Origin of the sequence: Methylobacter sp. BlB1, from assembly GCF_015476545.1 — a bacterium.
GTDB lineage: Bacteria > Pseudomonadota > Gammaproteobacteria > Methylococcales > Methylomonadaceae > Methylobacter.
This window is the reverse complement of record NZ_JADMKV010000039.1, coordinates 1-24555: the sequence shown is the minus strand read 5'-3', so window position 1 is coordinate 24555 and position 24555 is coordinate 1. Positions and strand designations below refer to the sequence as shown.

General features: G+C 50.0%; 24 protein-coding genes. 11 read left to right on the top strand and 13 right to left on the bottom strand.

Annotated features, from left to right (window positions below):
* Positions 1-51: 51 nt before the first annotated feature.
* Positions 52-828 carry a hypothetical protein gene (locus tag IT781_RS14480; RefSeq protein ID WP_194970882.1) on the top strand — a complete coding sequence of 259 codons (777 nt, stop codon included), beginning with the start codon at positions 52-54 and terminating at the stop codon, positions 826-828.
* A 191-nt stretch (positions 829-1019) separates the two neighbouring features.
* Here IT781_RS14480 and IT781_RS14475 read toward each other — a convergent pair whose 3' ends face one another.
* From IT781_RS14475 to IT781_RS22425, 4 genes are all read right to left on the bottom strand, one after another.
* The gene (locus tag IT781_RS14475) at positions 1020-1424 is read right to left on the bottom strand and encodes a GFA family protein (protein WP_194970881.1); all 405 of its coding nucleotides are present in this window, start codon (positions 1422-1424) and stop codon (positions 1020-1022) included.
* A 105-nt stretch (positions 1425-1529) separates the two neighbouring features.
* A complete protein-coding gene (locus tag IT781_RS14470) occupies positions 1530-2111 on the bottom strand; it encodes a TIGR00730 family Rossman fold protein (protein ID WP_194970880.1) in 582 nt (193 codons plus the stop codon).
* Between the two features lie 38 nt (positions 2112-2149).
* Entirely contained in the window at positions 2150-2362 is a 213-nt protein-coding gene (locus tag IT781_RS14465) for a hypothetical protein (RefSeq protein ID WP_194970879.1), read from the bottom strand.
* Positions 2363-2644: 282 nt separating this feature from the next.
* The gene (locus IT781_RS22425; RefSeq protein ID WP_228779166.1) at positions 2645-2938 is read right to left on the bottom strand and encodes a hypothetical protein; all 294 of its coding nucleotides are present in this window, start codon (positions 2936-2938) and stop codon (positions 2645-2647) included.
* Positions 2939-3071: 133 nt separating this feature from the next.
* Here IT781_RS22425 and IT781_RS14460 point away from each other — a divergent pair, with 133 nt between their 5' ends.
* Positions 3072-4088: a TIGR03118 family protein gene (locus IT781_RS14460; RefSeq protein ID WP_228779165.1), complete on the top strand. Its 1017-nt coding sequence runs from the start codon at positions 3072-3074 to the stop codon at positions 4086-4088.
* A gap of 280 nt (positions 4089-4368) precedes the next feature.
* Complete coding sequence (locus IT781_RS14455) at positions 4369-5316, top strand: multicopper oxidase domain-containing protein (RefSeq protein WP_194970878.1); 948 nt, start codon at positions 4369-4371, stop codon at positions 5314-5316.
* Between the two features lie 203 nt (positions 5317-5519).
* On the opposite strand, the gene IT781_RS14450 is transcribed toward IT781_RS14455, so the two are convergent.
* Together IT781_RS14450 and IT781_RS14445 are read right to left on the bottom strand one after the other, a co-directional pair.
* Complete coding sequence (locus IT781_RS14450; protein ID WP_194970877.1) at positions 5520-6857, bottom strand: FAD-dependent oxidoreductase; 1338 nt, start codon at positions 6855-6857, stop codon at positions 5520-5522.
* Between the two features lie 15 nt (positions 6858-6872).
* Positions 6873-7205: a cytochrome c gene (locus tag IT781_RS14445; protein ID WP_194970876.1), complete on the bottom strand. Its 333-nt coding sequence runs from the start codon at positions 7203-7205 to the stop codon at positions 6873-6875.
* Positions 7206-7808: 603 nt separating this feature from the next.
* Between IT781_RS14445 and IT781_RS14440 the strand changes: the two genes are divergently transcribed.
* The gene (locus tag IT781_RS14440) at positions 7809-8081 is read left to right on the top strand and encodes a hypothetical protein (protein ID WP_194970875.1); all 273 of its coding nucleotides are present in this window, start codon (positions 7809-7811) and stop codon (positions 8079-8081) included.
* Positions 8082-8224: 143 nt separating this feature from the next.
* Here the strand turns inward: IT781_RS14440 and IT781_RS14435 are convergent, their stop codons facing one another.
* The 4 genes from IT781_RS14435 to IT781_RS14420 form a co-directional block, all read right to left on the bottom strand.
* Positions 8225-9472 (bottom strand): S8 family serine peptidase, encoded by a 1248-nt coding sequence (locus IT781_RS14435; RefSeq protein WP_194970874.1) that lies wholly within the window; start codon positions 9470-9472, stop codon positions 8225-8227.
* Complete coding sequence (locus tag IT781_RS14430; protein WP_194970873.1) at positions 9469-10137, bottom strand: hypothetical protein; 669 nt, start codon at positions 10135-10137, stop codon at positions 9469-9471. Before IT781_RS14430 ends, IT781_RS14435 begins: the two co-directional genes overlap by 4 nt.
* Positions 10138-10140: 3 nt before the next feature.
* Positions 10141-10731, bottom strand: coding sequence for an RNA polymerase sigma factor (locus IT781_RS14425; protein ID WP_194970872.1), 591 nt, complete (start codon positions 10729-10731; stop codon positions 10141-10143).
* 85 nt (positions 10732-10816) lie between these two features.
* A complete protein-coding gene (locus IT781_RS14420) occupies positions 10817-11554 on the bottom strand; it encodes a TorF family putative porin (RefSeq protein ID WP_194970871.1) in 738 nt (245 codons plus the stop codon).
* Positions 11555-12332: 778 nt separating this feature from the next.
* Here IT781_RS14420 and IT781_RS14415 point away from each other — a divergent pair.
* The gene (locus tag IT781_RS14415) at positions 12333-12788 is read left to right on the top strand and encodes a DUF6567 family protein (protein WP_194970870.1); all 456 of its coding nucleotides are present in this window, start codon (positions 12333-12335) and stop codon (positions 12786-12788) included.
* A 228-nt stretch (positions 12789-13016) separates the two neighbouring features.
* Positions 13017-13733 carry a YebC/PmpR family DNA-binding transcriptional regulator gene (locus IT781_RS14410; RefSeq protein WP_194970869.1) on the top strand — a complete coding sequence of 239 codons (717 nt, stop codon included), beginning with the start codon at positions 13017-13019 and terminating at the stop codon, positions 13731-13733.
* 214 nt (positions 13734-13947) lie between these two features.
* Here the strand turns inward: IT781_RS14410 and IT781_RS14405 are convergent, their stop codons facing one another.
* From IT781_RS14405 to IT781_RS14395, 3 genes are all read right to left on the bottom strand, one after another.
* Entirely contained in the window at positions 13948-14481 is a 534-nt protein-coding gene (locus IT781_RS14405; protein WP_194970868.1) for a copper resistance protein NlpE, read from the bottom strand.
* A gap of 326 nt (positions 14482-14807) precedes the next feature.
* Positions 14808-15197 carry a glycine zipper family protein gene (locus tag IT781_RS14400; RefSeq protein ID WP_194970867.1) on the bottom strand — a complete coding sequence of 130 codons (390 nt, stop codon included), beginning with the start codon at positions 15195-15197 and terminating at the stop codon, positions 14808-14810.
* Positions 15198-15432: 235 nt separating this feature from the next.
* The gene (locus IT781_RS14395) at positions 15433-16341 is read right to left on the bottom strand and encodes a LysR family transcriptional regulator (RefSeq protein WP_194970866.1); all 909 of its coding nucleotides are present in this window, start codon (positions 16339-16341) and stop codon (positions 15433-15435) included.
* 104 nt (positions 16342-16445) lie between these two features.
* Between IT781_RS14395 and metE the strand changes: the two genes are divergently transcribed.
* From metE to IT781_RS14370, 5 genes are all read left to right on the top strand, one after another.
* A complete protein-coding gene (gene metE / locus IT781_RS14390; protein ID WP_194970865.1) occupies positions 16446-18743 on the top strand; it encodes a 5-methyltetrahydropteroyltriglutamate--homocysteine S-methyltransferase in 2298 nt (765 codons plus the stop codon).
* Between the two features lie 457 nt (positions 18744-19200).
* Positions 19201-20031, top strand: a complete 831-nt coding sequence (locus IT781_RS22735; protein ID WP_194970864.1) for an OmpA family protein — start codon at positions 19201-19203, stop codon at positions 20029-20031.
* A gap of 301 nt (positions 20032-20332) precedes the next feature.
* Complete coding sequence (locus IT781_RS14380; RefSeq protein ID WP_228779164.1) at positions 20333-21475, top strand: ExeA family protein; 1143 nt, start codon at positions 20333-20335, stop codon at positions 21473-21475.
* 234 nt (positions 21476-21709) lie between these two features.
* Positions 21710-22330 (top strand): TetR/AcrR family transcriptional regulator, encoded by a 621-nt coding sequence (locus IT781_RS14375; RefSeq protein WP_194970863.1) that lies wholly within the window; start codon positions 21710-21712, stop codon positions 22328-22330.
* 10 nt (positions 22331-22340) lie between these two features.
* Positions 22341-23459 carry a methyltransferase gene (locus IT781_RS14370; protein ID WP_194970862.1) on the top strand — a complete coding sequence of 373 codons (1119 nt, stop codon included), beginning with the start codon at positions 22341-22343 and terminating at the stop codon, positions 23457-23459.
* The last annotated feature ends 1096 nt before the right edge of the window (positions 23460-24555 follow it).

The following is a 24555-nucleotide window of genomic DNA, read 5'->3' as shown; positions in this document are numbered from 1 at the left end:
TTTTTAAGAACTACATAACTGATCTACTGGGATTATGGGAGTAAAAGGACTATGAAAATAAAAAAACTAGGGGTGTTTTTGGCGGCTCTGTTCCTGACAACTGTCGGTCAAGCGGAAGACAGGGTAAACCCTGTAAGAAACAATCAGTACATGGTAAAACGTGTAAACGATCAATATTATTTTGGTAAAATAACTATTCCTAAGGTAATGGTTAACGATAAGCTTGAGTTTGTAAACGTCAAATTGGAGCGAAATTCAGATCTATCATTCAGCGTTATTTCCACTGAAAAGCCTTCCGTTTCCAAGACTGCGACTACTTATGATCCTGCTAGCGGCACGGCGACTATTCCGACAGTCGTGATTGAAGGAAAGGTTGCGTATGCAAATGTCAAATTGAAGTTCAATCCGGATGGAACGCTTGGCGTGCTTTCTAGTGAAGAACCTCGGGTTGACGATATTACAAGATGTTCCGTTTATGCGGCCCATTCTGTTATTTGGGGGGCCCACGACAATTATTGCGCCGCTGGACGCTTTCCCACTTGTAAACCCGAACAATCCCAAATAAGTAAGCTCCAGGAAGGGATGACCTATGACGAAGTTGTTGAAACTCTAGGTTGTCATGGTGTTCTTCTGGCGCGTGTAAATTCAGGAGGACCTACGGCATTTTATGTGTGGGGCACTGGCTCTAGCACATCACATCATACTACTTTAACCTTTTCGGCTGGAGAGCTTAGGTATATCAATAGTTCTTTTAGTTTTTACACTTATGGTCCGAGTGGTATAGAGGATGAATATTTCAATAGTCCTGGGGAGCTAATGGACGATTAGAATGAACCAGAGTCGAGCAAGGCCTGGGCGTTACTGCTTCGGCCTTGCTCGGCCGATAGTATCTGCGGGAACTGTATAACGGAAAGCCGCTGCCTAAGCGGCTTACTTAATCAGGCGACCGATTTATCAATGTAAGAGGGTGTGCTAATCGATAGGATGCACATCAATATTGCCTCGCCACATTTACCGGACTATAAAGCGCTGCGATCAGCCGGATGGTTAACGCCGTCGTTCGTCGGCACGCTCTCGATTTCAAACGGATTGACGCCTTCCAGGCAGCCGACGTTATAGCCGTACTGTTCGGGATTCGACCGGCGCTGATGATGCGTATAGATGCCGCAGATGGAGCAGAAGTAATGCTTCGCGGTCATGGTGTTGAACTGGTAGAGCCTCAACGCATCCTGGCCCTGGATGATCCTGATGCCGGAAAGCGAAACCGAGGCGACTATCGCGCCCTTCCTCCGGCAGATCGAACAGTCGCACCGACGAGGGTCAACGATGCCGTCAGGCAAGTCGAGTTCCAGCACGACAGCGCCGCAATGGCATGTCGCCAAGTGTTTTGGATTGATAACAGTCCTTCCAACCTGCCTGATCATGATGATTCGCCTTTTTACTTCATAATGTAAAGCTAACTGGACAGAGCGTCCGGAAAGTAAAAATATTATCGTGTTATAGCCATGCTCCGGCTAAGCGCCAACCTTTCATGTCTCATCTTTTTCCATCCACTTGGTAACGGCCGGCGGCACATAACTGCCGAACCGGTCGAGTAACGCTTCCGGTTCACGCTCGACGATCAATATCGAATGATGAAGTTGTTTGATGAACTGTTCCGTTACGGCATGATCCAGAAACGCGGTCAGCGCATCGAAATAACCCGCTATGTTCAGTAGCCCGCAGGGTTTTCTATGCAATCCGAGCTGCGCCCATGTCCAGACTTCGAAGAGTTCCTCAAGCGTGCCGATTCCGCCTGGCAGGGCAATGAACCCGTCGGAAAGCTCCACCATCAGCATTTTGCGCTCATGCATGGACTGCGTGACGTGCAGTTCGGTCAGATGCTTGTGCGCGACCTCCCGGCGGACGAGCCCTTCGGGGATTACCCCCACCGCCTGGCCTCCGAGCTGCAGCATCGTGTCCGCCAACAGGCCCATGATGCCGACGCCGGCGCCGCCGTAGACCAGTCTTATGTTTCTAGCGACGAGCGCCCCGGCAAGGGCGCGGGCGGCGTTGGAATAGGCTTCCAGCCTGCCAGGGCTGGAGCCGCAGTACACGCAAATGCTTTTCATAACTTTGTCCTTTATTTGGTGATATTCAGTGCCTGGGATCAAGAGCCATCCGGTAAGATGAAGCCCTGGCGGCGCAAGGCTGCCAGCGGTGCAAACAGGGGTTCGGGCAGATGGGACCAGTCAAACCATTCCCAGTCTTCGCACTTTTCTGGCTCTTTGGTTTCGACAACGCCCGATTCCCGCTTTGCCAGCACGAAGACCGTCACATATTCAATGACGAGTACTCCGACTCCGATTTGGGGTGCGAGCATGGTTTGTCCTTTTAATATGGATTAATGGAGAGTCCGTAGAGTCGTTATTAAACCATTGGCTTCCTGGTTTTTCACGCTTTTATACACATGCTGGCCAGAACCCGGATGCCTGTCTGTCAGATTTGCTGAAAAATGCGACGCAATCCATTTATTGCGCTACCGCCCGAAATCAAAAATGTTTGAACCAACTTGGACGGGTTCAGCTCTAGAGAGAACGCTGACTACATTGCGTAGTTTCAGCGACAGATGGCACCTGTTTTAGATAGTTTCCCCCAAATTCTTCTATAAGGAGCCGAAAATGAAAGCATCTTGCGTCCTTGTACAAGGCTGCTGTGTATCCTTGGTGCTTGCGATGGTTCTCGTCGCCACACCTGACGCCTTTGCCGCTACTGCCAAGGGGAATTTTGCCCAGTCTACCGCGCCTGCAGAGAATGGCTCTGCTGCGCCTACGAGTCCGGCCCAGAAACGTTTTGCCCCAACCACCATATCCAACAGAAATTTTTCTGCATCCACGCCACCTAGCAGGAAATTTTCTTCATCCACGCCACCTAACAGGAAATTTTCTGCATCTATCATGCCTAGCAGGGACTTTTCTACATCCCCAGTCCTTTCTCCTCCTAATGGGGGAAGCATTGCTGCGCCTTCTACAACCTCTACCGGAGGAAATTTTGCTGCCTTCGTCGTACCTTCCAATGGAAGTTTTTACCAATTGAACTATATATCCGATGGCTTTACTCCGAGCGGCTTTCCTCCGCCAATCCACACCGATCCCAACCTGGTCAACAGCTGGGGGCTTGCGTTCAATCCCTTCGGTCCCGCATGGGTGGCAAACAACGGCACCGGGGTATCCACGCTGTATGACGGCTTAGGCAATGCCCGACCCCTGGTAGTCCAGATTCCGTCGCCAGGCAATGACGCTGGCGGCGGAAACCCGACAGGCATCGTTTATAGCGGCTCGCCATCAGATTTCGTGGTGTCGAAGGGCGCGGTTTCCGGGCCGAGCCGCTTTATCTTCGCGACCGAAGACGGTGTAATCGCGGGCTGGGCGCCCAATGTCGATCAAACGCACGCGATCCGCGTCATCGACAATTCGACATCCGCCGGCGCGATTTACAAGGGACTTGCCATCAGTGCGGGCGGCCGCGGCGGTCTGCTTTATGCCACCGATTTCCGTAACAGAAAAATCGATGTCTTTGACAGCTCGTTCAAGCCTGTGGCCCTGCCTGAGGGGGCGTTTGCGGACCCGGCGGTTCCTTCAATCGGCGCGCCGTTTGGCATACAGGCAATCAACGGCAACATTTACGTTACCTATGCCAAACAGGACCCCAGTCTGCGCGATGACGAGAAAGGCGAGGGGCTCGGCTTGATCAATGTGTTCGACCCCAACGGTGTTTTGCTCAGACGTTTCGTGGCTGTCGACTCAGCATCACGGCAAAATCTGAACGCGCCTTGGGGAATGGCCCTGGCGCCGGCAGGCTTCGGCAAATTCAGCAACCACCTGTTGGTGGGCAATTTCGGCGACGGCAGGATCAACGCCTTTGATCTGGCGACGGGTGAGTTTGTAGGCCGGCTCGAATCTGCCAGCGGCACGCCCATCCAGATCGAGGGCTTGTGGGGACTCGCCTTTGGCAATGGCTTCGAGAACCAACCGGTCAACACTCTGTTCTTTACGGCAGGGCCGGGCGATGAGCAGCACGGGGCTTTTGGTCGCCTTGACGTGCAGTGACACCGGAAACAGCCGCAAAGTGGGACGATTTCAATGATCTGCTATCGACTTGATGACAGGATGCATAGGAAACGGCCAGATTCGACGGAATAGAACTGGTATTCAAGGGAACTGTTTGGCTTTGAGACCCCTAGAAACTGGAATAGGTTTCCTCTGCCGGGGCGGCTTTGGATAGTCGAGTCTGCACTGCATTTTTAACAAAATCAAACGCTGAAAATGCGATGCCTTGTAAATTGATTACAAGGCATGTTTCAGAGGCTCATCTGATAGAGGTTAAATAATGAAAAGTAGAGCTTTTTTTATTGCAATTGCCTTTGTCTCCGCTATAGACGCCGGTCCTGTAGCTACTGCCGCGCCTTATGTGTTACGTGATCCTAGAGCACCTACACTTCCTGAATCCAGGGTGCATAACTGGGAAGGATTCGCTACAGAAGAGTCAATAACTATTGCTCCCGGAGTCAGCCAGCAGCTGTGGACATTTAACGGCACAGTACCAGGGCCTGTCGCTAGAGTGCATTTAGGGGATACCATTAGGCTTCATTTGATCAATCCATCTACCAACAAGCATCCTCATTCAGTTGATTTTCATGCCAGTCAAGTAGCTCCCAATGATGCAATGGCTTCAATTAACCCTGGGGAAGATAAATATATTGAGTGGCATGCGGATTATGCAGGCGTATGGATGTATCACTGTGGAACAAACCCCGCATTACATCACATTGCCAGCGGCATGTATGGCATGGTCATTGTCGAGCCTAGAGGTGGTCTGGAACCAGTAGATCATGAGTTCTTTATAGTGCAAAGCGAGTTTTATACTGGAAAGCCAGGCGGCAATATTGATTTTAATCACGCTGGCATGGCGAGCGCCGGTCCGGATTTCGTGGTTTTTAATGGCGTAGCGTTTCAATACAAAGATCATCCTATCGAAGTAGGTACAGGTAAAAAGGTGCGCATATTTGTTTTAAATGTCGGTCCTAACCAAGACAGTACTTTCCATATCGTCGGCACAATTTTTGATCGCGTCATTAAAGAGGGGGTTGAGTTATCTCCAGGAAATGCAGGTGGTTATGGCTCGCAGGCAGTCGATTTAGCACCCGCTCAAGGCGCTATTGTGGAATTCACTACAAAAGAAGATGGGCTCTATCCTATCGTGACTCATGCCTTTAATTATGTCGGTTTAGGTGCGATGGGAGTGATTAAAGCAGGCGATGGTGATCCTAATAATTGACCTGAACGACAGTTAGGGAGTTGACCCAGCGTCACTTAGTCGTTTGGGTATTTCAGGCCATGTTTTGGCTCTTGCATGGCGGACATTTGATCATGTCGCTTCAGTTAATTGTAGATAGAATCAATGTTAAAAGCAAAAAGCAGAGCCTCCCATTCAGCCAAGCGGCGTTGCTGCAAAGCTCTGCTCTTGCTTATACAAATACGTTAGGCGAACGTATCTCCCATCAGCGAGTTGAACCAGGTCAACATATCCTGATAGTTTCTCGTGCTGGCTGTGGGGGCGGAAATAGCCGTGCCATTATTGTGCTGAGCGGGGATTACCATCTTTTTAGTGCCTGGATCATATTGATACACTGCAGCAAGCCAAGTGGCTGTGCTCGCGGTGATCGGAGTGAAACAAGCTGAATTGGTAACCGGCGATGGGTCCGGCAACTGGCCCTGAAGCATGCGCAAGATAGCATCCACGCAGGTCTTGGCCTGCTGGTTGCCTATATGGCCGGCCTTAGGCATTGTCGTACTGCTCGCATCGCCGAGGATGTGGATGCCCGGGATGGCCGTCGATTCGTAGCTCAAGACATCCACCGCGGCAAAGCGGCCATCCGGGCTGTTTAGCAGGCCGGCATCCGCCAATAGCTTTGGGGCTCGCTGTGGTGGAATCGGATTAAGGACGCCAGCCTCAACCGTGTTATCAAGAGACAAGCCCTGATTATAAGTGACAACCCGAGTGGCGCTGTCTACATCGGTTATCGTACAGCCCGGACGGTAATCGATCACACCGGCATGTGTCACGGTAAAGGCATAGTTGAAGTTATCTTTTTCAACCAGGATATCCGCATTGGTATCCAGAACAATGACTTGACTATTCGGTTTGTTCGCTTTTAACCAGTCAGCGATAACGCAGGCTCTCTCGTAAGGCCCAGGAGGGCAACGATAAGGCGCTTTGGGAATCGTGATAACCACATCAGCGCCATCGGTCATATTGATGAGTTGATCGCGCAGTAAAGTAGTTTGTGGCCCCGCTTTCCAGGCGTGCGGAATTAGGGTGTCATATTCATCCACACTGGTCATGCCGGGCATTAAATCGAATTCAACCCCAGGTGCAACTACCAGCCTGTCATGACCACTTAATACTGTACCGTCTGCGAACTGGATGGAAGCAGCATCAATTGCCGCTACCTCTTTATTGATCAGCGTAACACCGTAATGATTCTTCAGCGTATCGTAATGATAGGCGAGATTGGCCAAGGTGCGCTGACCTGTCAACACTGTATTGCTTAGAATATTGGATGTATAGGCTGCGCTTTTTTCCACGAGCGTCACTTGTAGCCCCGTGCCGCCCCATAGCCGCAGATATTTGGCAACGGTGGCGCCAGCCATACCGCCGCCTAGCACAACGATATGACCGTTGATCCCGGTATTGGTAGGGATCGCGAACTGAACAGGGGCTGTATTTGAGTCGCGTGCGGCAAAGGCGGAAAATGAAGAGAGTGTCAGAAGTCCCAATCCGCTGGCTGTCACGCCTAAAAATTTTCTACGATTCATTATAATGTCCTCTTCTTAAGGATTAGCAAAGTAGTCAGCTATAGCTTGCAATTGTTCTGGCGTGTAGCCCTTTAAATGCGCGGCCATGATGCTGTCAGAACTTCCGCTAAGGTACTTGGTCAATGTGCTGGAGACATTGCCCTTGCCGAACAGCGGATAAAAGCCGCCGCTACCGTAAGTGCCATGGCATTGGAAACAGTTGCTCGCCAAAAGCCGGCCTTGGGCATTGCCCGTCACGGTCGGTGCTGTAGTAATAGTCCCTTTAGTCGGTGGTGCCGCATCGGCAATCGTTGTCATAAGCATCAATGACACGGCTGCTAACCCTTTTAAGATTTTTTGTATAGACATAAACATTCTCCTGAGACGCTGTTGTGCCGAGTGCAGACCAAAACCTTTCATGTGTTGCGAAAAACTCATCGATCAGGTTCATCATTTTTTGATGCCATTGGGATCAGTCACAATACAGGCAGTTGTCGCAGCAGACTTGCGTTGCCAGGCAAACTAGTGGAAAGGATATCAGTCAGCTTTTCTCGGTTATTTTTCTAATTGTTCTAAATATTATATATTTGCTATGTTTTTATTTTCCTATATAGTTACTTTGCAATATTACTAAGTAATAATATTTATAAATAATAGAAGTTCAAGATTAAGCATCAATTAATTGGAGGGGATTGGTCAGATTTATTAAAGAAATAAAGGAGTTTTGTGAGTAGTATCACATTTTGTTGCTGCTCTGATTGCTTGGGCATTAATTAGCAATCAGGTGTGGCTGGCTGGTACAGAAAGGGAATTGCCATTCGATATAGCTAAAAATAATATTTATATATCTTTGAACCTATCCATTGTTAGCGGTATTTACAGGGTGAAATCTTCGACTGTTTTTGGATTAGCCGCTTAAGAAGCATGGCTACTTTTTTTACTCTATCATTATCTGCCCAAATGGAACGACAAATGAATGCAGAACGTATAAAAAGAGCATTACAGGCTAAGAAAGCCCTTGGTGGTATATTAGGTAGACCCACTGGCGTATGTTGCATAGATGATCAAAAAGCCGACATTATCGAATACATTGAGAAGGGATTTAATATTATGGAGGTGGCGATATTTATCGGCTGCAGTTGCCAGACACTTTCTAAATGGCTTGTACAGAATAAAAACGATCCTGATATTCAAAGGGCGCTAATCAAAGCATTAATCGAAGAATCCAGGGGGGGCAGGCATTGAGATGTCCCGACGCCGCTATATGTAGAGATTTCGGAACTATAAGGTATCTGCGGAATGAATTATTGATGCCTTTTAAGATTATCAAATAACCGTTCCACAGATACTGCAAATGGCTCTACCTGATGGCGGAAAACCTTTCGGCCCTAGTTAGGGCTGGTGTGCTTATCTCCTGAGGCCGCATTCAGCGCATGCGCTGTCAATAAACCTGATTCGCTGTTGAGGTACTGTTTGAGGTCGCTGGCCTGCCAATCAGGATGAAGCTGGAGCAGCAGCGCTATGACGCCGGCAACATGAGGCGTGGCAAAGGAACTGCCGGTCATAAAATCATAAGATTCATGAGGGACAGTCGTGAGAATGTCCTGGCCGGGAGCGATAAAGCTCGGCTTTTCCGACTCCCCGCCTCGCCCTACGGCCAGCACGCCAGGAATATCGGCAGGAAAGTTTCCGATTTGCTCTTTGCCTGGCACAGCGGCGATGACGATGATGCCTTCGCTTAACGCTTTATCAATCAGCATTTTCAGCAAGGGATCCTTAGGGCCGCTCAGGCTGAGATTGATAATACGGCTTTTCAAGCGAATGGCCTGATTGAGCGCCAGAGCCAGAGTGAAGCTGTTGCAACGCGCAGCCAGGGAGCCGGGCTTGTCCGGCCAGCAGGCGCGAAAAGCCAGAATTTCGGCTGCCGGCGCGATGCCGGCAATGCCAATCCCGTTATCCACGCGTGCCGACAATACGCCGGCCACCGCCGTTCCGTGAATCTCTGCCAGGCTATGATCACTGGGTTCCGGCGCCACATTTTCGGAATAGCTGATCTGGCCTTTCAAATCAGGGTGATCGACATCGACGCCGGTGTCGATCAATGCGATGCGGACCCCTTGACCGGTGCTGTATTTGTGCAATTCCGCTATGCCTAATGATTGAAAGCCCGTTTGCAAATGCAGATACGGATCACTGTAGGATTTGTCTGCCGGATGCTTATCGTTCAGTACATTGAAGGTCTGCATTTTTTGCACTGAAGCGACATCCTGATCTTTTTGCAAAGCCGCCATTACCTGTGGCAAAGGCAATGTTTCGGGCACTTCGTAAACAACGCAACTGACGCCTAACGCTGTAACCGGCCATTGGGCGACAAATTGTATTTGATAACGCTCGGCAAGCTGGCGGGCAATGCGTTCACTCCAGTTGGAGTTCCCGTATTGGCCGCGCGACCGATAATGATCCTGGGCATTGCCGGGCAACTTACGGTTGATGGTCCGGTCGACAAAAGTCACCAGCAGGCGCCTCTCGTCACCGTTCGGGCTGTCGCCCAAGCGCGAGTAATCGGTATTGTTGACACAACCGGTTATCAATAGCGCGGCCAGTACAACCAATAGCGTGAATCGAATGAGTTTCATGGCTGCGTAACAGGTTCAGCCAGCAGCACATCCTGACGGCCGCGTAGCAAGGCGACGGCTTCCTGCAAGTGAGGACTGCTGCCGGCGGCTTCTAACCGTACAGTTAAGGCGCCGACGCTGTTGGGTCCACCGACAAGCTGGCCCTGTATTTCTGCCAGAACCGCAGCGATTTCTGCATCGGATAACGATTTGGTAAAAACTACCCGCAATTCTTCGCCGCGGGCCGATTCGGGTTTTGCTGCCGACAGCGTGTAGTAATCACCTGTCAGGTTTGTTTGTACTGTATGCAGCGTTAACGGAATAACCATCAATAATAAGGAAGCCGCTATTGCAAAACCCACGCTGGTTTTATTTGCAAACTTGCTGATTCTGCCGGGTAGCATGGTCTTTACCGATGCGGTTGATTGTGCCCTTGCCGGCAGCTTTGCCCGCAGGCTTGCGAAAGACGTTTCTGCAGCCAGATCCTGATCGGAAACTTGCGCTGCAGCTTCGGCCAATTTGCGCAGGCTGTCCAATTCCTTGCGGCACGGCAGGCAATAACGGATGTGGTGCTCTACCAGACGATGTTCATGCTTCAGCAGACTTTGATTTACGTACCAAGGCAACAAGAGCTGGACCTGTTGATGCTGATGTTGATGTTGGCTGGCTGTTGTCGATTGATTCATGGCTTAATTCTCCTTTGCTTGCGCAAATGCCTGAAGTTTTTTACGGGCATGGAACATACGGGTTTTGACAGTGTTTTCCGGACAATCGAGGATTTTAGCAATCTCTTGATAAGGCAGGCCGTGGTAAAAGGTTAATTCGATCACGGCGCGCTGATCGGCAGGCAGAACGTCGAGCGCGCAATTCAGCCAATCTTGAGTTTCGGCATTTTCGGCCAGGTTGGCTAAAGGATCGGCTATGATTTCGCAGAATTCATTGACATCCAGATTGTTGTTTCTGGCTGCTCTGGCTATCGATTTAAGCGCCTTGTGATAGGCAATGCCAAATACCCAGGTCGAAATTTTACAACTGTGATTGAAGCGCTCCGGCTTCTCCCAAACCAGCAGCAGGGTTTCCTGTATCAGTTCTTCGATGTGGTCAGGTTGCCGGGTGATGCGCAAAATGAACCGAAACAATCTGGGGTAGTAAAGCTTGTAAAATTTTTCAAATGCCAGCGTATCGCCTTCGACTATACGCTGGAGCAACGCATATTCATTGTCATCGCCTGCAGCCTTGTCGGGTGCGGGAGGCTTTGGGTTAGGCACTAAACGCAGCATGGTTTAACCTTTTTCCTTTGATAACCGGTGTCTTGCAACTGTATTCCTTAAGCAAAGCAAAAGGTTCAATTGTTTTGAAATATTTTTAAAATCCCAGCGTAACGGAGAACAGGTATTTGTTTTCCTGCTGCCGAGGATAAAAATCATCATAATGGTCTTCGAGGTGCTGATGGGGAAGATCAACATCTATATAACGAAAGTCTACGGATAAATAGGATGTCGCGAACCACGACACGCCGGCATTCCAGTAGAAGTAATCATGCCCAAGCAATGCGCCGGCCTGGTTGTAGCCTAAGCCGGCGGAAAATTGTACGGTATCCACAATATCACGGCGATAGGTGATTTCATAATTTGCGACATCGGCGCGGCGTTGATAGGCATCCGGCGCAATGGATGCCGTGGCGCTTAACCAGTCCTGATAATGCAAGGATGCGTAAAACTCTGCGTAATCGGCGGCATGGTTGAAGATTTTATTGTCATAAATATAACCACTGACCGATAACTCCGCCCTCCAATCCGCGGAGAAGGGCAGGCTCCAGCCTAAGTAGGGTTTTATTTCAATCTCGGCACGGTCAGAGAATTGTTGATCGTCAAAGCGAACCTGGGATACGCCTAATCCGGCAAACCATCCGCTGTTGTCCTGATAGTCAATATTTCCTTGAACGACAGGCTTGCCTCGACTTTTAGAATAGCCTCGATAGACGTAGTCGGACAGGAATTTTATATCCCCATGCCAGTCCGCTTGTGAAGCCGGGAGCCAAAGAATGAAGGATAAGCGGACTAATCCTGAAAAAATTAACCGAAAAAGGTCACGAAAAGGCATGCGTAATGTAATACATGGATTGTTTGTGGCATTGAATCAGGGCGGCTTCTTTAGCTCATCAATGCTGAAATAAAACCACTAGATTGAAACGAAGTCCACAAAAATCCGCATATCCCTCGCGAATCCGCAGGAGAATGCAATCCCGGCCGACTGGTTACATTACTTTTTTATTATCAATCTATGTATTAAATTTTTGATTAAATATGCATCGCAAAATGGCCGGATTTCGTTAATCATACAACAGTAAAAACCGATCATTTTCGATCATAAAGCCGCTCAGACTAAAAACAAAAGCCCGAGCTTCCGGCAAATGGATTTAAATTGTTGCACTCAATACGGGGCTCCTTCGTAAGTCGAAAGAGTCATAATCCTGGTGAATAATCGCCACGCCTTCTTTGCTGTCGATAATCAATATGATTTGCCCTAAATCGGAGTGATGACATCGGGCGATGATTATTTCTGTATGCTCTATACGTTCCGATTCCTCCAAGCATCCTAAGTAAAGTTGATTAAACTGATCCAGGGTTAGCCTTATCATTTCGTAAGCAGTCTAAATTATTGAGTTAAAAATCAGTTTTCTTGAAGCACAATCGATGCCATTATTCAAACCAATAGATTTGGCTATTTTTAACCCGTAGTTGAGGCAGAGTGCGCAATGATAGTGCGTTGATGGCACTAAATGCACCAATTAAATGCGCGAATTAAGGCAACTGTGAACGTCATTACACTGTCCAAAACGGAAAATAATGTCCAAACCAGCAATGGGAGGTGCTGTTTCATGATGAAATCAATGAAAATACTGCCAATCCTGTGGTTGCTTACCGGCTGTGCCGCGCTCCCGTCGATGCCCGCGCTATCCGGGCTGATTCCGGCGCCTGCCGGAACGCAGGTATTAACGGCCACCTCGGTCGATTTATCGAGAAAGAATTTCAAAATTATAAGAGCGAATGCGTCTGGCCGCAGTGTCGGTTTTAGCCTTCTGGGGCTTATTAATCTGAAGTCTCCGAGCTATGATAAAGCAATAACCCAACTTTATAAGTCCGCTGGAATTACCGAGGGAAAGCCGCAGGCGCTTGTCAACGTAATGCATGAACAAACATCGACTTATTTCATATTATTCGCTTTGCCCAAGATCTCAGTTCGTGCGGATGTTGTCGAATTTATCGATGATGCAGCGCCTGTGAGCATCCAGGACATCCGGGACTTGCACAAGGAAGACACTTATCTAAAATAATCGATGACGCAGATAATGGCATGCGCTTGATGTAGTAACTATATAGCCAATCCAAATCAATCATGCCATCGATCACCTAAAATTAATTCCGGCGGTCCAGCCAAAACTCCAGATAGCTTTATGGCGTGAATTCCCGCGGCATTGTTAAGCAATTCTTATGTTCCCTAGGCCAATACTTATCTGTAAAATCCGTTATTTTTTAATTATTGCCATTGGAGCAACAGCAAAATGGGTAGAGCCTACCAAAATCGTAAAGTATCTATGGCCAAAACGGCTGATGCCAAGACAAAGGTCTACAGCAAATATGGCCGTGAGATATATGTAAGCGCTAAATCGGGAGGTATTGACCCGGCTGGAAATTTGGCATTGCGGGGATTGATTGAGCGTGCCAAGAAAGACCAGGTTCCTGCCCATGTTATCGAGAAGGCCATCGACAAGGCTAAAGGCAGCGGCGGCGAAAATTTTGAGCCGGCGCGTTACGAAGGCTTTGGTCCTGGCGGCTGCATGGTGATCGTCGACTGCTTGACCGATAACCCTAACCGTACTTTTGGCGACGTGCGCCAGTGCTTTACCAAAACAAAATGTAAAATCGGCACTCCAGGCACAGTCAGCCACATGTTTGACCATGCCGCCATTCTGGCGTTTCACAATCCTGACGAAGACGCTGTTCTTGAGGCGTTGCTCTCAGCCGATGTCGATGTTGCCGATATTGAAAACGATGAGGGGAAAATCACCGTCTTCACGCCCCAGGCCGATTATTTCAAAGCCAAGCAAGCGTTAATGGATGCTTTCGGCGAAATTGATTTTGAGGTGGACGAGATCCAATTTCTGCCCAGAACGGCCACGACGATCAGCGGCGATGATCTGGTGCTGTTTGAAAAGTTCCTGGATATGTTGAACGATCTGGATGACGTGCAGAATGTTTATCATGATGTCGAGCTTTGACGGCCTTATGGCTTAATGCGATGGCGCACTACGATGCGTTTGGGCTATATAACGGCATTGCCCCAAAGACGACTTAGCTAACTTTGCGGCAAAGCCCTTTAAAGTTTCAGTCTCTGTTTCGATACTAAAAAACCGCCTCTGCTTTTTGCCAAAAGGCGGTTTCTTAAGCGGGTCAGCCGGATGCGCTACCCGTTATTTTCAGATCTGTCATACATTAGTGAATGTGTACTTCACGGGATTTCACGGTATCGCTTCTCCGTAAGGCATAGTCATCTGCATCCTGGATTCTCTTGGTGCCATCCTCATTGAACTCAATGAGCGTTCCTTCATCTTCAATATGATAGCGCCGTGTTTTAGTTCCTCCTTTTTTGGGCGTTAAGACAACGGTCTGATTTTCATTATCCCAGCTGTATTTGCCTTTTTCATAATACTCTCTTGAAGACTCTCTGGCATACTGAGTCACCAGCAGATAATTGTTGTTCTGTTTTAAGGATAGCGTCGTTTTAACGCCTGAGCAATCGTCGCAAGGGAGATAGCCGTAAAACACGCCGCGAAATACCTTGCTTTCATCGACGTGGTTTTGGTGCGCCGTGTGATCTACTTCATCCTGGTGGATCTTTGCACGCGCTCTAGCGAACTCTTCCTGAGCTTCGGTGTCTGTTGCCGCCATTGCAGGAACCGCAGTAATCAGACTGCTAAAAAGTAAAAAAGCCAGATTGTGTTTTAATTGTTTTTTCAATGTTCGCATGATGACCTCCCAGAAAATTAACGATGGTTGCGCTGGTGGAAAATTTACCAGATTTACCAAAGATTTACCAAAAAGAGCTTCTAATCAATCCAAATTTTCAATCGGCTGGTTAGTGGCTCAATACTGACTGCCGTTAAGATAAGCAGGAACTGTGGACATATTTTACGGGAAGATAGAGTGCTTGCTGCTCGATCTGTGCCGGTATTGGGCGGGTACATCAGGTTCACACTTTTTATTTGCTGCCTGATTGTACGCCCGCAGCAGAAATTTCGGTTTTTTCAGAAACGGCTACTTCGCCCAAAATGGCGGTTTTGTCAGGGTTGCCTTTAGTTGACCAGTGTATGGCCGCGCTGACGCATACATTTTTTGAATGATCGTTTAAAGTCCTCGTTAGCTTCATAACCTTTCCACAATCCGGCAGGGATAGCCAAAATAGCACCGCCCGCGGCGCCTGTCGCAGCACTGCCCGCTATAGCGCCAACCGCAGCGCCGCCTGCTGCACCCGTAACAGCGCCAACACCAGCGCCCATCCCGATTTCTTTCGTAACATCCGATGCTTGATCCGCCAGTGTCTTGCACTCCAGCATGTCGCGCTGAACGGTTTCAGGATGCTGGTCCATGCGAGGATCGACAATCGGACGCCAGCCGCTCACGGATGCGCAGCCGGTGGCTAATGCAGAAAGAACCAGTATTGTTGATAAATTACTTCTTTTCATGTTTTTCTCTAATAAAAAAGGGCATATTTTAATCGTTAAAGGAAATTTTATAATTTTAAAATTAGCGCAGAGTTAAATAATTGCTTTTAAGTACTTGGCGGATAGTGAAGCGATCTTGCTGATCGACCGCTTATGGCGGCGGTAAAGCCTGACTCTATGACTGCTGTCGACTTTGTGATTGTGCGATTTAAACAGGCCGAAGGAGGTTGGGCTGTCACCCGCGCGGGCCAAAGGCCTAAAGATGTCTGTGCATAGCGGTTTCATTCGGCTTATTCGACGCCAACTCAATCAATCCCTGAATATATTCCAATGCCACGTCCTCATGACGGGTCGCCAGATACATGGTTTTGGTTAACGGCAAATTTTTAAAGCGCAGGCTGTCCAGCGACAGTTTGCCGGCCTTTTCCGCCAGCAGCCATTCCGGCAGCAGGCAGACGCCGCGCCGGCTGGCTGCCAGCTGCAGCATGATGTCGGTTTCCTCGACAGTGATGTGGTTCAACGGTTCAATGCCGGCGGGTTGCAGGATTTTCCGGAACATGTCCAGGCGTTCCCGGTCAACTGGATAGGTCAGAACGACCTCCTGTTGCAGGTCTGAGGGCTCGATAAAGCCGCGCCAGGCCAGGCGGTGCCGGCTTGCGACGATGAGTACCAGTTCAAAATCGAACAAGGGCTGATAATGCAGCACGCCGTTAAAGGCGGGATCGGACGTCAGGACCGCGTCCAGCTTGTATTGCCTTATGGCTTCAAAGGAGTTGAACCGGTAACGGGACGTGACTTCGACAGCCAGATCCGGCCAGGCCAGCAGATAAGGCTGGAGGATAGTGCGTAACCATTCATAACAGGCGTGGCAGTCGATGCCGACGGTCAGTTTGCCGGTTTTTCCGGCGCCCAGCAGGGCCAGGTGCTGTTCGGCGGAATCAACGGTGGCAATGACTGACTCGGCGACGTCGGAGAGGTATTTTCCCGCCTGGGTCAGTATCAGCATGCGCCCCTGCTTCCGCCACAGGATGACTCCCAGGCGCTGTTCCAGATTTTTCATTTGATGGGATAGGGCTGACTGGGTCAAGTGCAGCTGTTCGGCGGCGGAGCTTAATGTCCCGCTCCGCTTGAGCGCCAGCAGGATGCGCAGATGGATCAGTTCCATTTATGAATTTTTCTCATTAAATGGTGAGAAACTATCAATATTTATCATGTTACGCAAGCCCTACAATGCGCTTGTCCCTTAAATACACGACGAGAGCAATAACAATGATAAAAATTCACAATCTGGGCTTTCCCCGTTTGGGCGAAAACCGTGAACTGAAATTTGCCTTGGAGCGCTACTGGCGGGGCGAGATCGATCAGCCGGCCTTGGACGAGGCTGCCGCCGAAATCCGCCAGCGCCATTGGCGACTGCAAGCCGGCTGCGGGCTGGATCTTATCCCTGCCGGTGATTTTTCCTACTATGATCATGTGCTGGATACCAGCGCCATGCTCGGTGTTGTGCCTGAGCGCTTCAGGCCTTTGACACAACCGCTGGGCCTAGATACTTATTTCAGAATGGCGCGAGGCCGGGCTACCGATGGACAGGCGTATCGAGCCTGCGAAATGACCAAATGGTTTGATACCAACTACCATTACCTGGTCCCGGAACTGGAGCTGGACCAACAGTTTGCCTTGTCCAGCACCCGATTATTCGATGAAACGGGCGAACTGCAGGCGTTGGGCTTCAATCCGAAACCGGTTCTGCTGGGGCCGTTGACCTGGCTATGGCTGGCAAAATCGAGAACCGATTTTAACAAGCTGGACCTGCTGGATCGCCTGCTGCCGGTTTATGGGGAAATCATTCAGCGCCTGGCCGGGCAGGGCGTGGAATGGATTCAAATTGATGAGCCCATCTTGGTGCTGGACCTGCCCGTTGCCTGGAGCAGCGCCTTTGAAACCGTTTACCACCGCCTGCAGAACAATGCGGTCAAAATCCTGTTGGCCACGTATTTTGGCGAACTGAACGCACATACCTCATTGACCTGTAAATTGCCGGTGGCGGGACTTCATATCGATCTGGTCAAGGGAATCGGGCAATTGACGCATGTCCTCGATAATTTTGCCGATCATAAAGTGCTGTCGCTGGGGCTGGTTGACGGGCGCAATGTCTGGCGTACCGACCTGGATTCGGCGCTGGCGATCGTTGCCGGCGTACGCGAGCGTTTCAAGGGCGAGCTCTGGCTGGCACCTTCCTGTTCATTGCTGCATGTGCCGATTGACCTGGAGCTCGAGACAGCATTGGATGAAACGGTTAAACCCTGGCTGGCGTTTGCCCGGCAAAAACTCTCGGAACTGGCGGTTTTGCGCCGAGCTGTCGAAGAAGGAACGGCGGCGGCCAAGCCGGAGTTGTCGGCATCAAGCGCTGCTATCCGTTCTCGCCGGAAAAGCGGCTTGGGGCATAATCAGGCCGTTCAGGCCCGGATTGCGGCCATCGATGAAGCCATGGGCCGGAGGCGGAGCAGTTTTACGGTACGGCGTGAACAACAGCAAATCAGGCTCAGGCTCCCCAGCTATCCGACTACGACAATCGGCTCATTTCCGCAAACGCCGGAGGTCCGCAGGGTTCGCCACGAATTCAGGCAGGGCCTGCTCAGCGAGCAGGATTATAACCAGCTGATGGAACAGCAGATCGAGCACTGCATCCGCGAGCAGGAGGAACTGGGCCTTGATGTGCTGGTGCATGGCGAATCGGAACGCAACGACATGGTGGAATACTTCGGGGAACAGCTGGACGGCGTCCTGACCACTGCCCACGGCTGGGTGCAATCCTATGGAACGCGCTGCGTCAAACCGCCGATCATTTACGGCGATATCAGCCGGCCTGTGCCTATGACGGTGCGCTGGATCACTTATGCGCAAAGCAAGACCGGCAAACCGATGAAAGGCATGTTGACCGGCCCGGTCACTCTATTGAATTGGTCCTTCGTCCGAGACGATCAGCCTCGTTCGGTCACTGCCTATCAGCTGGCGCTGGCCTTGCGCGATGAAGTGCTGGAGCTCGAAAAGGCCGGTATCCCTATCATTCAGATCGATGAACCGGCTTTCCGGGAAGGGCTGCCGCTGCGCCAGTCGCAATGGGCCGAGTATCTGGATTGGGCGGGGCGCGCTTTCCGCATCAGCGCCAGCGGCGTCCAGGACACTACGCAAATTCACACGCACATGTGTTATGCGGAATTCAATGACATCATCGAGGCCATTGCCGGACTGGACGCCGATGTGATCACCATCGAGGCCTCGCGATCCGATATGGAACTGCTGGATGCGTTTATCGATTTCCGTTATCCGAACGACATAGGGCCGGGCGTCTACGATATCCATAGCCCGAATGTCCCGACGACGGAAAATATTGTCTCGTTGTTGAAAATGGCCGGCGAAAGAATCAGCCACAAGCAGTTATGGGTCAATCCGGATTGCGGCCTGAAAACGCGGCAATGGGATGAAGTCCGGAAAGCGCTGGCCAATATGGTTGAAGCTGCAAAAATATTGCGTTCTGCTGAAATGGAAGGCGGGGTTTTGCCCTGAATGAGCGGCGCATAGCGAACGGGTAGTACAGAACCTTAAATATTTTGCCGGGCTTTTCGGAGGAAAAGCCCGGTTCGGGTTGCTTTCGATTTCCACGGACAAGACGCACGAAGTAACGCTTGATTGCGGAAGCGGGTCCGCCTCACGTTGCCCGGCGCTTTTTTAGAGATGCCTGCCAGTCCGCTGCGACGATAGCGGGATTCAATCCACGGGGATGAAAGAAACCCGATGGTCAGAGTAATTGCCAGATAACGCTCGCTCTGAACTTAATAACCCTATCGTATGGAGAATTAATAAAATTAGCGTGAAAACTTATGAAACGATTGGATTCGGAAAGCATCTAAATTAAAGCTGGCTCTGAGACTGGCTCTATGGGGGGCGAATAGGTCCGGGCCGAAGAAAAAGAGGGTTTGTTCAAGCCGAAGTGGATAATAAGGAACAACTGGAGTATTTCATAATGCACAGAGCCATTACCGCGATCTCATTTATGTTGTTTGGGGCTTCAATCTTGATTTTTATTTCGGCACTATTAATTCCCGTGCTGAGCGAATCGACTTCGCAGAAGGTAATCAGTAAAACAGAAGCCTATAAACCGTCTGGATCTCCTGAAAAGATTGTCAAAAAATCGGTGCCTGAACAAACGCAGGGACCGGTTGCTCTTAATAAACCGGCCTTACCCATAACGCAGTTGGAAAGCAAGGTAGAGCCAAACGATAACGCAAATGATCGAAATCGAAAGGATCCGATCGTCATGCCTTCGAAGGATCCAAATGTTACGCTTTCTAAGGCTCAGAACGCCATGCCTTCACCACAGGCTTCTCCTGAACCCGTTGTTGCGCAAATTCATGCGAAACTGCCAGAGCCGGTAAATCCAATGTCTGCAGAGGAAAAACGCCCTGCTGAGCACAAGCCGGCGCGCCTGCTTGTGCTTGATGGAAGCTCGTTTCCTCCGGGGGAGGTAAGACCCAATGCAAAAGCACAGAGAGCGATTGATGCCATTGTCCCGCTTATCAGTGCGCAGCCTTTGGATAAGGTCATCGTTGAAGGACATGCCGACAAATCGACACCGATCGGCTTTAGTTCTGCTCAGGCCCTTAAATGGAACAAAATCGTCTCGATGCAGCGTGCAAAGGTAGTTGCCCAGCTGCTGAAGCAGAAAGGAGTCGCCAGCGACAGAATCCTTGTTAAAGGTCTTGGCGATGCCGTTCCGCTTGCTTCCAACCTCACTTGGGAGGGGCGGTCGAAGAATCGTCGCGTAGAGATAAGACTCGCGCCTGCACGACAGTAGTAAATTAAATGTGCTTTGCCTGGAAGGCATTTGTTCAGAAAGTTTGTCGTATGTATGGATAGGCCATGGGCAGAAAGAGGGCTTAATGGCAGTGGGGCGATTGGTACGGAAAGAAGTACTGGAGTTAAAAAACTCTTGATGCCTGTACCCGAAAAGACCGGAATGATCCGGTTGGGTGTGCCGCCGAATACAAGATGAACTGTTACTTTTTCTCACATAGGAATTGCATATCAACCCTGAATTGAAAAGTTAAAGGTATTTAATAAAACTTCACCAGGACGGCAATCTCTGCCGGGTGATTATGGATGAAGTACATAATATTTCAGACGCTGTGCTGAAGCGTATCCGTCTTTTGAACAATCTGGAACGAGGTGGTATGTATACAAATCATTTTTCATTACAAAGCCTGCCGTTTGAAAACGTGTCTGATCCGGCATGTTTTTTCGAACGAGGCGATTACAGTCGCGTGCTCAGCCGCATAATTGATAGTTTATGGGCGGGAAGAGGCTTGATGGTAGTGGTAGGGCCCATCGGCACCGGGAAAACCACCTTGAGCCAAAAGCTCATAGTATCCATCCCCGAGAAAACCAGAATAATCTGGTTGGGCGAGCCGCCGGATACCAGTGATGAACTGTTGCTTTTTCTCACACAAGAATTGCGGATCAGGACTGAGCTGTCCGGCAGAGTTTTTGTTTTAAGAGATCTCAAGGACTATTTGATAAAGCTCCATAGCGAAGGCAATCGCTGCCTGCTGATCATAGATGAAGCGCACAAGATATCCGACGATGTGCTGGAGTGTGTTCGGCTTTTGAATAATCTTGAACACGGCAATATCAAACTAATACAGATGCTCCTGATCGGACAGGAGGAATTTCTTGATAAATTGTCCCAGCCTAACCTGGAGTCGTTCAAACAGCGCATCGCTTGGCTAGAGGCCATTGGCAGAATGACGCCTCTGCAAACGCATGAATATATCATGCATCGATTGAAAATCGCGGGCTGCCAGTCAAGAATTTTTACCGACGAGGCTATTGAAACGCTTATAGGCGCTGCCCGGGGCACGCCTCGTCTGGTTAATACATTTTGCGACAGGGCGCTTCGTGTCAGCTATGAAGCCAACAAAACTTTAGTTGATCTGGAGAGCGTTAGGCGGGCAGCCGATGAAATAGGGCTAGGGAGTGAAGTCTATTTATCGCTGCCGAGCCGTCAACGGGAGAAACCGGCGCAAAATGCCGCACCGCAAGCTTCGCCTTTAAAGAACAATTTCAGCCAGGCTGCGCCCACTCCAAGAAGAAGCCCAACCAGACCGGCCGACAAAATCCAATCGGCACGTGCGCATCAGGGCAATTCTTCCTGGACGTTTCCGATATTGCTGCTTTGCGGCTCTATTTTATTGTTTGCAGCGAGCCTTTGGTTTTTTTTGTCTTATAGAGCAAACCTGTGAGCGGGAGCTCGACATTTTAATTTCAGAAGTCTGATAACGTTTTCCTATAGTTGCGGGTCATGGAAGAAAAGATATTATGACGGAAAGCATATGGTCAGGATAGAAACTACAGCATTTGCAGAAAGATGTGATATTGCCAGTCAATCAAACAACGTGAACTGATTGACGAAAATGCTGTTGAGGCCGGCGTGCGGATGCTAATCTACTCCCGATTGCACGCTATAGGAGAAAGCGATGAATATTGCCCACCAACACTCTTCCGACCCCGTACGGACGCGGCTGCTCAAGGCTGCTCTGGAATGCTTTTTAGCTGACGAATACCACAAGGTCACTACCCGCCTGATTGCCGAGAAGGCCGACGCCAACATTTCCATGATCCGCTACTACTTCGGCAGCAAAGAGGGGCTGTACGAGGAGATGATCCGGGATACGCTGGGCCCGCTGCTGGATGTGCTGGACGGTCCGATGTTGTCATCGGCAGAAGGTCTTTCGAGCTTCTTTCGTCTCTATTACGACACGATGACCACACGGCCGGAATTCCCCAAGCTGATCCTGAAAGTGCTGGCACTGAACCAGGGCCCGGGGCGGCGTTTTATTCAACAGCTGCTGGAACGCGGACGCACGCGGGGGGCGAAGAAAGTAGCCGACTTGAAAACGCAAGGGCAGATCGCGCCATCGGTAGATCCGGATATCCTCAGAATGGCCTTCGTCAGCCTGGCCATGACGCCGATGCTGTTGAAAGACATTTTTGAAGAACAAATGGGCCACGCGATGGATGACGCTTTTATCGAAGATCTGGCCAGCTTCAACGGCCAACTCTTTACGGCGGGCCTTGCGCCGGCCGCGCACCGGTAACGGAGGGGCTATGCCGTTGCAGAAAAATGCCGGAGCCGTTCGGCGGTTCTCCAAATTGATGAAATTCGCCGGTTGGCTGCAAAACATCCCGAACAGGATTACACCGCCGCCGTTCCGCCTCATGCAGATCGGCTCAGCGTTCTGGCAGTCGCGGGCACTTTACGTCGCCGCACGGCTCGATATAGCCGCAGTACTGGGCAGCGAGCAGCTCGCCGCAGACGAGATTGCCGCTCGCGTTTCCGCGGAACCTGATGGCATCTACCGATTGCTCCGGATGTTGGCGGCACTGGGCGTTTTCGAGGAGGTGTCGCCTCGCGTGTTCGCCAACAATAGCCTTTCTGCTTATCTGAAGGAGGACAATCCGAAAAGCGTACGCGCAATGATTCTGATGCATAACTCAGAAGAGATGAGCCGGCCGTGGTACGAGCAACTGGAGCAGGGCATGCAGAGCGGACATGTTTCGTTCCAGCTCACGCATGGGCAGGAACTGTACGGTTATATGGATAGCCATCCCGAATTCGATCGCCTGTTCTCGCTGGCGATGGACAGCGTGGAAGCGCTGGCCGGCGACAGCTTCGCGCTGGACTTCGATTGGGGACGCTTCGAGCGCGTCATTGACATTGGCGGGTCAAAAGGCAGTAAATCCCTGGCAATCCTGAAACGGCATCCGCACCTGAAAGCCCTGGTGATGGATCGTGCCCAAATTGTCCGTGAAGCGGAACACTATTGGCTAGGGCGCGAGGCTCCGGCTCTGCTGGCGAGGCTGAGCTTTCAGACCGGCGATCTGTTCGAATCGATTCCTGAGGCGACAAGCGACAAAGACATCTACTTGGCGTGCGCTGTTTTACATGGCATGGATGATGAAGACTGCGTCAAGGTTTTACGCAATCTCGTTATTGCAATTGGGAACACCGGCGCCCGGATTGCGCTCATGGAATTGATTGTTTCGGAATTGAAGGCCGATTATTCCAGTGCGGCTTTCGATATGCAGATGTTCGTGAATACCCGAGGCAGGGAAAGAACGCTTGCTGAATGGCAAAACCTTTTCGATCAGGCCGGACTGATGCTTGAGGAGGTGATAGGCCTTCAATCAATCGGGAAGATACTGGTGCTGAGGACTGGAACTTAACGATTAGGAAAAGGCAATCCATATCATCGGCCAGGGTCGATTTTGCGTGTTGATTGCCGGAAAATCCGAACAATGGCAGACTTGGCAATTTATAATCCAGCCTTCAATTAAGCCGGATAACAGTAGGCACGAAGCTAAGCGCAGCCCGATAGCGCTTATAGCGCAAAGTTGTTTGAGCACCACTAGACAGTCTAGAAGAAGCTGATGAAGCAGCCACAAACTCCCGCCAACAAGTACATTCCAGGACATCGTACCTGACCGAAGCTATTGCCAAGCAAAATGAGGCCAAGCTGCCTTATGAGAATATGCGATACGTTTATCTAAATATATCGTTTTATTCAATAACGATAGCTCACTAAGATAAAACCTAAGCAGCGGGCTGGGCGCGGAACAATGAAGTTACATGCCCTATTTCTGAGCTTTTTATTTCAAAATGCACTGGATCAGTGCGTCCCTTATTTGCCCTTATGGCTTTATTAGACTAAAGCACCAGATTGGCCCGACTGATTAACATGGGCACGATATATGCTAAGTTAAAGGTCGGGCTATCAGATGCATGCTGGGGCATTGACCAGACGGGAAGCGCTGCCCTTTATCAGTTGAGATGAAAATGGGCTCAACTTAACAAGCCATTTTTTTCGTCATCGACTGAGGGAAGCTTGTCATATGATCGTCATATAGTTAGGTTACAGTATGGCCAATGATTTAAGAAAAGCTTAAGTTTTTGTACGAGAGGGCGAGGATTAGCCCGGATATAAGGATATAGGGAAGCGCCATGACAGGAAAATATGGCCGGATTCCCAAAAGAGACACCTGAACGGTCGGCGGCGCCTTAGGCATCCAATGGATACTTCGATGGCGACGATCGCAGAAGGAATTTACCGAGTGCTTTAGGGAGTTTGAGGAAACGCTACGGTAAATAATCTCTCATTCTGATAGGTTCAGGATGGGTTATGTTAATAATACTAAAAATAGAGATAATTAATTATGAAAAATAAACTGATGAAAACATTGGTAGCGGGTGTTCTTTTAACTGCAACGGGTTTGGCTTCTGCTGAGCCTGTAGCTTTGACTGATGCTCAGATGGACAATGTTT